14 protein-coding genes are annotated in these 9,255 nt (G+C 65.8%); 1 reads left to right on the forward strand and 13 read right to left on the reverse strand.

The genetic code is table 11. The features are described from left to right. Window positions 1–51: 51 nt before the first annotated feature. The 12 genes from BEP24_RS09810 to BEP24_RS09870 form a co-directional block, all read right to left on the reverse strand. On the reverse strand, window positions 52–387 hold the full coding sequence (locus BEP24_RS09810; RefSeq protein WP_065962830.1) for a hypothetical protein: 336 nt from the start codon (window positions 385–387) through the stop codon (window positions 52–54). 79 nt (window positions 388–466) lie between these two features. Continuing rightward, the gene (locus BEP24_RS09815; protein ID WP_065962833.1) at window positions 467–676 is read right to left on the reverse strand and encodes a hypothetical protein; all 210 of its coding nucleotides are present in this window, start codon (window positions 674–676) and stop codon (window positions 467–469) included. Between the two features lie 2 nt (window positions 677–678). Further along, on the reverse strand, window positions 679–1,236 hold the full coding sequence (locus BEP24_RS09820) for a hypothetical protein (RefSeq protein WP_065962835.1): 558 nt from the start codon (window positions 1,234–1,236) through the stop codon (window positions 679–681). 113 nt (window positions 1,237–1,349) lie between these two features. Next, a complete protein-coding gene (locus BEP24_RS09825; RefSeq protein ID WP_065962838.1) occupies window positions 1,350–1,760 on the reverse strand; it encodes a hypothetical protein in 411 nt (136 codons plus the stop codon). Window positions 1,761–2,013: 253 nt separating this feature from the next. Beyond that, window positions 2,014–2,184, reverse strand: coding sequence for a hypothetical protein (locus tag BEP24_RS17580; protein WP_171898790.1), 171 nt, complete (start codon window positions 2,182–2,184; stop codon window positions 2,014–2,016). A 154-nt stretch (window positions 2,185–2,338) separates the two neighbouring features. Continuing rightward, complete coding sequence (locus BEP24_RS09840; RefSeq protein ID WP_065962846.1) at window positions 2,339–2,716, reverse strand: Gp19/Gp15/Gp42 family protein; 378 nt, start codon at window positions 2,714–2,716, stop codon at window positions 2,339–2,341. 152 nt (window positions 2,717–2,868) lie between these two features. Continuing rightward, entirely contained in the window at window positions 2,869–3,768 is a 900-nt protein-coding gene (locus BEP24_RS09845; protein WP_065962849.1) for a hypothetical protein, read from the reverse strand. Window positions 3,769–3,782: 14 nt separating this feature from the next. Continuing rightward, complete coding sequence (locus BEP24_RS09850; protein WP_065962851.1) at window positions 3,783–4,253, reverse strand: hypothetical protein; 471 nt, start codon at window positions 4,251–4,253, stop codon at window positions 3,783–3,785. A gap of 65 nt (window positions 4,254–4,318) precedes the next feature. Beyond that, window positions 4,319–5,041 (reverse strand): hypothetical protein, encoded by a 723-nt coding sequence (locus tag BEP24_RS09855; protein WP_065962854.1) that lies wholly within the window; start codon window positions 5,039–5,041, stop codon window positions 4,319–4,321. 1 nt (window position 5,042) lies between these two features. After that, the gene (locus BEP24_RS09860) at window positions 5,043–6,458 is read right to left on the reverse strand and encodes a phage portal protein (protein ID WP_065962856.1); all 1,416 of its coding nucleotides are present in this window, start codon (window positions 6,456–6,458) and stop codon (window positions 5,043–5,045) included. Beyond that, on the reverse strand, window positions 6,455–7,936 hold the full coding sequence (locus tag BEP24_RS09865) for a hypothetical protein (protein WP_065962860.1): 1,482 nt from the start codon (window positions 7,934–7,936) through the stop codon (window positions 6,455–6,457). The genes BEP24_RS09860 and BEP24_RS09865 overlap by 4 nt, the downstream gene beginning before the upstream one ends. Beyond that, window positions 7,890–8,189 (reverse strand): hypothetical protein, encoded by a 300-nt coding sequence (locus BEP24_RS09870; protein WP_141693421.1) that lies wholly within the window; start codon window positions 8,187–8,189, stop codon window positions 7,890–7,892. The genes BEP24_RS09865 and BEP24_RS09870 overlap by 47 nt, the downstream gene beginning before the upstream one ends. A gap of 164 nt (window positions 8,190–8,353) precedes the next feature. Here BEP24_RS09870 and BEP24_RS09875 point away from each other — a divergent pair, with 164 nt between their 5' ends. Beyond that, window positions 8,354–8,776 (forward strand): hypothetical protein, encoded by a 423-nt coding sequence (locus BEP24_RS09875; RefSeq protein ID WP_216093128.1) that lies wholly within the window; start codon window positions 8,354–8,356, stop codon window positions 8,774–8,776. Here BEP24_RS09875 and BEP24_RS09880 read toward each other — a convergent pair. Continuing rightward, a complete protein-coding gene (locus BEP24_RS09880) occupies window positions 8,773–9,069 on the reverse strand; it encodes a hypothetical protein (protein WP_065962865.1) in 297 nt (98 codons plus the stop codon). The two genes, BEP24_RS09875 and BEP24_RS09880, sit on opposite strands and share 4 nt — an antisense overlap. Window positions 9,070–9,255: the final 186 nt, after the last annotated feature.

The following is a 9,255-nucleotide window of genomic DNA, read 5'->3' on the forward strand; positions in this document are numbered from 1 at the left end:
CGAAGCCGAGCTTGTGGAGCTCCCAGACGAGCTCGTCGGGGTAGGACTCCGCTAGTTGCTGGAGTCCTTGGATTCCCCCAGGCCGACATGCTCCGACCACGCCTCGAACACGGCACCGAGGTCTTCCATGTCGAGCGCACCCTTCAACGCCTCCGGGACAACGAGCTCGTAGAACTTGTTGATCGCCGCGACACCCAGGTCACGCTGCCACTGCTCCTGAACATCCTTCGCGGTGTTCTTCGGCCGCTTGTACTCAGCCTGGATCGTCATGATCTCCGACGGGATACGACCCGGCAGCGTGTACTCCGTGCCGTCGTACTCGACGACGAGGGCGGGGCGGCTCTTCGCCTTGATCTGCAGCGCCTTGACGGCGGTGGTCTCACTCATGTGCTTCTCCTAGCTCGGTGGAGTGCTCGGGTAGGGGTGAAGGTGTGCCGGGGCCCGAGCGCCCCGGCACACCGGTCGGTCACTCCTTGGGCGTGGTCGCCTTCGGGGTGGTCTTCGGGGCCGGCATCTCCGCCTCAGCGGGACCGTCTGCCTCGGGCTGTGTCGGCTTCACATCGCCAGTGATGCGCACCCAGTAGTTCTTGTCCTGCACGTCCCGCTGCTCCGACGTCACCTCTCGGATCTCACCGGTGTGCGTGTGCCGAACAAACACCTTGTCCTTCGCCGCCATCGTCAGTTCCCCTCCGTGTCGAGGGAGCCGTACCACTTGACCGCGGAGTACGTCTCACCGGTGGTGGTGTCGGTCATCTCGTAGCCGGTGACGGTGACCTCGTAGCCGATCGCCTCACCGTTGACGTAGACCTGGTCGCCCACCTCGGTAACCTCCCCGTCCGGGACGTCGATGCGGATGATCTCGTCCTCGTCGATCACGTCGATGACGAACCGCTGCCGGCCACCCGTCTTCGCCGGGTTGATCTTCACCGAACCGTCGGTACCGACCTTCGAGCCGTAGTAGAGCTCGATGGTCTCCTTCTTCGTCTCGAGGAGGATGAAGTTGTACTTGATCGACGACTCAGTGACGACCTCGCGGACGAGGGCGCCGTTTTGCCAGCCACGGATCTGGTTCGTGGACCGGTCGCGGGTTTCGGTGACACCGCCGTCGCCGACGTAGCCGAGGTCGGCGTAGCCAGTGAGTGCGACTGTCGCATCGGTGGGGCGGGTGGCGGTCTTGGGCGCGTTGTAGACCGCGCCCGTGACGGCAACCCGTACGTTATCTGCCTTGAGTACCACTGGGGTGCCCTTTCGTCGGTGGTTGCGGGCACGGTGGCCCCTGTTGTCCCCGGCTCGGAGGGGAGGAATGCGAAAAGCCCCACCAGTGGCAGGGCTTTGAGGTAGTGCGGCGGTTAGAGATTCACGCCGCGATGCCGAACTTCGAGCTCGGCGGTCTGTTTGAAGAAACCGTCGACACTCGGGTCCGCGTTCGGTCCGCCGTTCACGTTGAGGTCAGCGATCGGCCCGGAACCGACAAGCCCGCCGCCGCCACGAGAAGTGACGAGCGCGAGGACGAGGTTCACCAGGTCGACCGTGTCGCCCTCATCGTTGGCAATGACGTCCACAGTCACGTACGACGTTCGAAGAGTGTTGCTGGTGCCACCACCCGGACTCGTCGTGAACACGACAGCTCGAGTGCTCTTCGCCGACTTGCGGTTCGACACTTCCACCGATCGCGCGTACGACTCCGGACGCGCGGCAAGCAGATCCCGAGTGCGGCTGATCAGGTGAGCGATGACATCGCCGTAGAGGATGCCGTACACCAGGCCTCACACCTCCTTCGCGCGGCCAATGACAGCCCGGATCGCAGACACCAGTTCAGCGCGCGCCGCTACCTCGTTCTGCACCCGGAACCGGATGCGAGCGTTGCCGGTACCAACACCAGTGCGGATTGGCACGATGTCCGAACCGGGTACACGTGCGGCGACCTGCTCAGCGAACGGACGGAGGGTCGCCTCCATCTCGGAGGACACCATTAGCTCGCCGAAACCCTTGCGGTTAATGACGACACGACCGCTACCCATCGGCGTAGTCCCGGTCCTCAAGGTGCACGACGTTCCCCGGCTGCCACTGCGAGTAGAACGCGCGCCAGTTCTCCGAACCGCCGCGCGCCTTGTACTCGACACCGCGCACACGAAAACGTGCGTCCGGGCCGGACGTGACGGCGGCGGGCAGGTACAGAGTCATGCCACCCGTTGTGATGACGGCGCCGGTAGACGGATCGATTGTCGACGTGGCGGGGGCTACAGCGACACCATCAACCGGCGTCTCAACGTCGGTGAACGTCGGCTTCCCGTACCGGTCGACACCGGTCTGCTCACGAGTGATGAGCACAACCGTCTCACCCATCGACCGACCCCATCGGGATCGTGAACGCCGTCTGCAGACCAAGCCCAAGCAGCTGCTTCTCCCGCTTCGTCATGTACAGGTCCCCAGTCGGGTTCGAGTACGTGAACGACCGGGAGAAGGGCCCCGTGGTCTCCTGCGTCGTCGTGACACCAGCCGCAGTGTCGCCAGCGATCATGCTGCGCTTCACCATGCCGCAGACCACGAGCTTCGCCGCGTCCGCGTCCACCACGGTGACGCCCGAGCGGGCGAGAGCGGATCTGACCTCGACGGAAGCGTCCTCAAGGAGCACCTCCGCCGTGTCCCGCTCCGCCTCGGTGAGGGGCCGCCACCGCTTCTCGAGATCATCCGTAGATGCAAACGAATCAGCCATGACGGCCCCTCCCTGCTACTGGTCTTCCTTCGACTGCCGCGGCTTACGCGCCATCTTCGGCTGCTCGTCGCCCTTGGGCTTGTAACCCACACGCGACGCGGCAGCCTCCGACAGTTCGATCTCCACGCCAGTCGGCGTGACGAAGAGCGGCATCAGGCTGTGGGCGCGTCGACAGCGGCGAACGCGTCCAGGTCGAAGATCGCGACGTAGATGACGCCCTCCACGCGGTACGCGATCTGGTTGTTGCCCTTGAGGTCGCCGCCGCCGTCCGGGTCGCCGTACTCGATGACCTCGACGGGGAAGCGGCGCTGGAAGCCCCACTTCACCTGCGTGTAGTCACCGACCAGCGCGCGGAGCTTGGTGTCGGCAGCTTCGGGCTGACCGGACACGGTCGACGACGTCGCGACCTGCAGGCCCTTCCAGTTCTGGAGGCCAGTACCGAAGCCGAGCCCAGGGTTGCGGTCGCGGCCATCGTTGTACTGCTCGGTGGCGAGCGAGAACGCGTACCCGGCGTCGAGCGCCATGCCCGTCGCCTGGTAGTTGCCGCCGGCAATGCCGCCGACCGCTGCGATGAGCTCGTCGGTGGGCTTGGAGCCGGCCGTCGTCCGGTTGGTGGTCTGGTTCAGGTACGACGTGACCGAGGTGGCCCGGGTGCCCGTGATCGGGTTGATGCCGTGGATGCCGATCAGGTCGACCGCTCGGCTCGCCGACTCGGCGACAGCGTCGGTGAGATCCTGGACGATCTCAAGGCGGTGGTCCTCGTCGACCCACTTGACCTCGTCGGTCATGCGGACGGTCGTCTGGAACTTGATCGGCGAGGCGATCACGTTGTCCCACGCCGCCGTGTCGGAGGTCTTCTGCGCGCCCTCGGCGACGATCTGCGCGCGCGGCTTGCGCGACATCTTCACCGCCTTGACGTCGCCGTACAGCGTGGGTCGCTCCGGCGACAGCGCCGCGAGAACAGAGTCGTTCTGCACGCGCTCGGCGATACGGCCGAGCTGGTTGGTGGGGATGTCGAAGGACGACAGCCCCGAAGTGTTCAGGGTGGGCATGATGCTCCTTGGGTTCAGTCGGCCGAGTGGTGACCGGTGAGGAAGTCGGCGAACTCCCGGTCCGCTGCTGCGGCGGTGTCCGTCTTGGTCTCGGGCACGTCGCCCTGACCGGGGATGATCGGCCCACGAGAGGCCGTGATGAGCGGCTTGAGCTCTGACGCGTGCGCCTCGAGCTCTTCCTTGGTGGTTCCCCGCAGCGCGTTCGCCGGCACGCCGGCCGCCTTCGCGACCTCAGCACGCCAGTCGTTCAGCTGCTTCTGCGACTCGAACGTCTCCACCTTCCCGGCGAGGTCCGTTGCACGCTCCTCAGCGGTGGTGGCACGGTTGACGGCTTCGTCGCGTTCCTTCTCCACCGCGGCGATGCTCGCCTCAGCAGTCTCAGCGCGAGACACGGCCTCATCGAGCTTCGTCTTCTCACGGGCAAGCCGATCCTTGACGAGCGCGTCGAACGAGTCCTGGTCGTCGATCGTGACGGGGAAATCCATCGTTCTGCTCCTTCATGCCCCGATTACCGCTCGGGTAGGCGTTGAACCCGCACCATGCGGGTGGTCTAGTGGGTGTGACTGTCGGTGAACGCGTCCGGGTAGAGCGCGCGCATCTGAGTCGCGATGTTCTTGTCCGTCAGGCGGAGACCTGCAGCGTCTGCCGCGGACCGCGCTTCGAGGTACTTGTCGTACATCGCGTCCGGGTCGTAGCCGGTGATGTAGTGCCGGTCCGCTTCCCACTCCGCGACCGCCTGGCAGTCGCAGTCGTCGTGGTAGTGGTCAGTTGCCGCCGCAGTGCTCTTCGTGAGGTACACGAAGCCGCGGGAGGCGAGCAGCGTGCACCATGCGCACGTCTTCGCGCCCGTCGGCACTCGAGCGAACCGAGGCTTCGACGGGTCCAGCTGCACGTTCCGCGCAACCGTTCCCCGCTGCGACGCGAGCACGTAGCGCTGCACACCGCCAACAAGCACCGCCAGCATCGACGCCGGGTCATCGCCGAACAAGTTGCCGGCGGCATACCGGACACCGCCCTGCACCTGCCCGGCATCCGTCGCGTTCACCGTCGTCGCGTTGAACGGGCCAACCGCGTCGAACCGGACCTGCTCGTACCACTCCGCCGCGACCGTGGCCGCCACGTCGCCGTACTCTCGAACCAGCTGCGGGACGAACTCAACGAGCTCGTCCCGCGCCGCTTCCGGCCGGGACAAGTCGAGCGTGTCCCAGAACGCGCGCAGATCCTGCTGCGCCAACGCGACAACACCGCGCCCCGCATCACGAAGCTGCGTCACGTCAGCCCTGGTTGTCACCCGTCTGCGCTCCCGTCGTCTTACCCAGCTGCGACAGCGCACTCAGCGCATTCGTCGTCTGAGAGCGCCGCTTGTCCGACAGAAGCCGCGTGATCTCCGTCTGCGAGAAGCCCGCAAACTCAAGCGCAACCTCCGACTCAGACAGCCACGGGAACACCAGCGACAGCTTCTGCAGCGCATCTGCTGCTGCAGTCGGCGACGTGAACGCCGGGTTAGCCCACGACGCGTCAAGCTGCTGCAGCTCCGGCGTCAGGCCGGACCCGTCACGGAGGCGGACGATCTTCTGCGCCACACGCCGCAACGACGACGCCATGATGCGGTTCTGCCGCTTCGCAGTGTTCACTAGCCGGCGGTCGTCAGCGAACAACGCCTCAGCCGACGGCGGATTGTCCGTCACGATCCCAAGGTTCGCGACAGGCACACCCGTGGCGCCGGAGAACTGCGTTGCATACATGCGATACAGGTCCGTGAGTGGCTGCATCGTCATCTGCGCGAACTGCTGCACAGTCGGGACGTCACCGTCCTCGTCCTTCGTGATCGCGAACCAACGATCGATCGCGGCTTCCCACTTGCCACTCGCAAACGCATCCTTCGTCACACCGAGCGCCATCATCCGAGGCGCCGCGTAGAAGTCCGCCGAAATCTCGGTGCGCACGATCGTGCTCAGGGCGTGATCCGTGATGTTCATCACCGGGCGACTGATCCGCGACCGGCCAAACGGACGGTCGATCTGCGGGTCATACGCCAATGGCTCGACCAGCACCTCGCCCAGCGCGTTCGGGCGGCGCTCAGTGACCCACGAGCCCGACGGACGCTTCGTCATCGACAGCACAACGTCGGGGAGGAACACGTCCATCGAGCTCGGCTGCCCGGACGAATCCCAGTCCTTCAACGTCAGCGCCGCAGACACCGTACGGCGGCGCTTGTCCCACATCGCCGTCGACCACTCAGCCGAACGCGCCATAACGACCACTTCGGGCTCGCCAGCCTGCACGTCGCCACGAGCAGTCGTGATGAACGAGCACGAGTGCTTGTACGCCGACGTAATCGCCTGCGGCAGCTCGAGATCGAACCGGTTCGCGTCGAGGATGCCGCCCAACTCGAACGGATCCTGCAAGCCGCCCGGCGTGACGAAACCCTCGAACACGGACCGCTCAGCAAGCGCCGAAACAGCCTTTTCCGGCCAGTCCGACACCGCCTGAATACGCTGCATAGCCTCCTGCGGGATGTTCCCCGTCGGCTTCAACGGCATCTTCCCGTCGAAGTACATCGACCGGACCACGTTCCGCGGGTACTTCTCCGCCAACGTAACGAACAGGCCACGGATGATGTCGAGCTCCTGGTCCGAGACTCCTGCCACAAACCGGGGAACCTGCCAGGACGCCGACACGACGCTCATATCCGCTCCTGCTTCCGTCCGGGGACTCGTTTAGTTGTTCGGGCCGCCCAGTACGCGACACTCACTGCCTCAACAGGCGTCTCGTCGCCGCCAGGAACCGTCGCATTCCACCCCCACGTACCCGAGGTGCCACGCATCTTCTTGTCAGAGACAGAAACGGACCGATCGAGTACGGCTTGCCCTTCGGTCGCGAGGTGCGTGACCGTCTTGTCCTTCACCGCGTCGAGGAACATCGAGTTCGCCCCGAAGTACTCCGGCGTCGACACAACATGGATCGCCGACTTCGAAACGCCACGCTCGACCAGCGCGGTCCGCAACGCCTCAGTGCCGGCGCGACCCGACAACGCGATCAGTGCCGTCTTCCGCCACCGCTCTGCCAGCCAATCCGCGAGCGATGCGATACCCGACCCCATGTGCCCGGACTGCGCATCGACCAGCTCGACGTGCACGCCGTCCTCGTGCTTTGCGGCACCAGCCACAGCGACGCGGGAACCATCGAGCGAGAACGCGACACCGAACGAGCGCACACCATCTGCCGGTGCCGTCTGAATGCCCGTGTCGCGCCACTGTTCCTCAGTGATGAGCCGCGAACCCTGCTGATCGGAGTCCCAGATGCCCAGCGCCTCGCGTTTCCACGACTCGTCGGACGGGAGGTTCTTCCGCAAACGCAGCATGGATCGCAGCGGGGTGCGGTGCGGGTACGACGGGTTCGCGATCGCCCACTGCTCACGGTCGTCGGGCTCGGCGTCTTCGTCGGCGGAGCACTCGATGTACACCGCGTCCTCGGTCTCGCCTGCCAGCGCCTCGCGGCGGCGCAGCTTGAACGCTTCCGACGGGTCAGACGGGCGTGGCGGGGTGCCCATGAAGAACAGCAGCGCGCCAGCCGGGAACCGGGACTGATTGGTCGCCGCGACCATGTCCTCAAGCGCCTTCTCGGTGAGGATCTGCGCCTCGTCGAACACCTCGATATCGACCTCGTCAAAGCCACGGCCGAAGCCGCCCTCACGAGCGCCGAACATGATTACGGAGCCGTTGGTGAAGTGGATTTCCTGCTCGCCGTTCACGGCGCGGACATTGGCGACGAACGGGGCGACGGACTTGCGGCCTGCGAAGCCGCGAAGTGATGCGAACGTCTTCGTCGCGGTGCGGGTACGGTGCGCGGTCCAGAGAACAGTGAGGTTCGGGAACAGTGTGCACAGGGCAAAGATGATCCGACTGATCATGTACGTCTTCGCGACCTGACGGGGGATGCTCAGCGTGATGCCGCCGACGGTCGCCGCGTAGTCGCCGTTCTCCCGCTTCGCGAGGATCAGCTTCGAGCTGCCGCGCTGCCACTCGTCGAACTGGTCGCCGAACTCCTTGATGCGCGCTTCGACCGCCGGCCACCCCGTCGAAACGATGCCGGTGGGAACGATGACGTGCCGGGCGACCTCAGATAGCTTCCGCGTCGAACGCTTCGTCGTCGAGCTTGGCGGCATCCGCTCGCTCCTCCTTGACCTGACGACGCAGCGCCTCGATCTCCTTCGAGATCTCCATCTGCCGGCGCGTCAGGGAGGCGAGGTCTCGGGCGGGGGTCTCTTCGTCCTGCACGGCGCGGCCGATGCGACGGTGGGTGGCTTCGAGCTCGGCGAGGCGGTCGCCCGCGTCGATGGCTTCGAGGATGGTGAGCTTCTTCGGCGGCGAGGGCGGCTTCTCGTCCGGGCCGACCGCACGCAGCGTGCCCTTCGCCATGATGAACCTCGGAACTCCCGGGTTTCCGGGCCTAAAACCGTTACAATGGACGGGTGAGGACGTGTGAGTGGTGCGGTCGGTCGATCGTCGCGCGGAACCGGCAGGCCCGGTTCTGCTCGAGCAAGTGCCGCGTTTACGCGCACCGCAATCCGATCCCGAAGGCGATGGCTGCGGCTGACCGATGGGTCCGCCGCGACGTCGGCAAGATGCCGTTCACGGTCGATGGGACTCTCGCGAGCAGCACCAACCCGCGGACGTGGGCCTCGTACAAGGCGGCCGCGTCGTCGACGGTCGGTGCCGGACTCGGCTTCGTGCTCGGCGACGGATTCGCGTGCATCGACCTCGACCACTGCCTGGTCGACGGCGTCCCAACCGCGGCTGCCGCACGGTTCCTCGATGCGTACCCGAGGCACCACATCGAGGTCTCGCCGTCCGGCGACGGCCTGCACATCTGGGGCACCGCCGAGCCAGGGCCCGGCACCGTACGAACGCAGGACGACGGCCTGCACGTCGAGCGGTACAGCACCGGCCGCTACATCACCGTCACCGGTCAGGTGTACCAGCGCGGCGAGCTGCTGCCGATCTAGCCACCGACCGGCTCGTACGTCGAGGTGAAGATGTCGGGCTTGCACGGGTAGGTCTCGCCCTGGACGCCGACGATGATGAAGTCGCCCGGAGACGCGGTGATGACGCCCTCGAGGGTCGAGATGCGCAGCTCGGCGTGCTGCCGGTGCTCGGTCTCGTTCGTCTCAGCGAACGACGGCACCTGCGAGTCGGGGTGGTTGTCGAGGATCCAGCTGATGATCCGGCCGGCGTCGCTGGCCGTTCCGTCCCACTGCTCGGCGTCAATTACGACGGGCTTCTTGCGGAACTTCGGCATGGCTGCCTCCTGTAACGGTTCGCGCCGTCAGCGCCCGTGTGCGCTGTTGCGCGAGCGAGAACGGCTGATGACCCGCGCAAGACGCTGCGGTCGTACGAGGCGGCCTGCGGTGCGCGTTTTGGGGTGTGGTGGAAAAAACGGCGGGGAGGGATTGGCCCTATACCTCTGGGGAGGCCAAAACCGGGG

This window comes from Curtobacterium sp. UCD-KPL2560 (genome assembly GCF_001705035.1).
Taxonomy (GTDB): domain Bacteria; phylum Actinomycetota; class Actinomycetes; order Actinomycetales; family Microbacteriaceae; genus Curtobacterium.

What these genes read in the sequence shown, in the direction of transcription:
- BEP24_RS09810 (WP_065962830.1), bottom strand. Translation starts at nt 387, where the DNA reads ATGAGTGAGACCACCGCCGTCAAGGCGCTGCAGATCAAGGCGAAGAGC.
- BEP24_RS09815 (WP_065962833.1), bottom strand. Translation starts at nt 676, where the DNA reads ATGGCGGCGAAGGACAAGGTGTTTGTTCGGCACACGCACACCGGTGAG.
- BEP24_RS17580 (WP_171898790.1), bottom strand. Translation starts at nt 2,184, where the DNA reads ATGACTCTGTACCTGCCCGCCGCCGTCACGTCCGGCCCGGACGCACGT.
- BEP24_RS09840 (WP_065962846.1), bottom strand. Translation starts at nt 2,716, where the DNA reads ATGGCTGATTCGTTTGCATCTACGGATGATCTCGAGAAGCGGTGGCGG.
- BEP24_RS09845 (WP_065962849.1), bottom strand. Translation starts at nt 3,768, where the DNA reads ATGCCCACCCTGAACACTTCGGGGCTGTCGTCCTTCGACATCCCCACC.
- BEP24_RS09850 (WP_065962851.1), bottom strand. Translation starts at nt 4,253, where the DNA reads ATGGATTTCCCCGTCACGATCGACGACCAGGACTCGTTCGACGCGCTC.
- BEP24_RS09860 (WP_065962856.1), bottom strand. Translation starts at nt 6,458, where the DNA reads ATGAGCGTCGTGTCGGCGTCCTGGCAGGTTCCCCGGTTTGTGGCAGGA.
- BEP24_RS09865 (WP_065962860.1), bottom strand. Translation starts at nt 7,936, where the DNA reads ATGCCGCCAAGCTCGACGACGAAGCGTTCGACGCGGAAGCTATCTGAG.
- BEP24_RS09870 (WP_141693421.1), bottom strand. Translation starts at nt 8,189, where the DNA reads ATGGCGAAGGGCACGCTGCGTGCGGTCGGCCCGGACGAGAAGCCGCCC.
- BEP24_RS09875 (WP_216093128.1), top strand. Translation starts at nt 8,354, where the DNA reads ATGGCTGCGGCTGACCGATGGGTCCGCCGCGACGTCGGCAAGATGCCG.
- BEP24_RS09880 (WP_065962865.1), bottom strand. Translation starts at nt 9,069, where the DNA reads ATGCCGAAGTTCCGCAAGAAGCCCGTCGTAATTGACGCCGAGCAGTGG.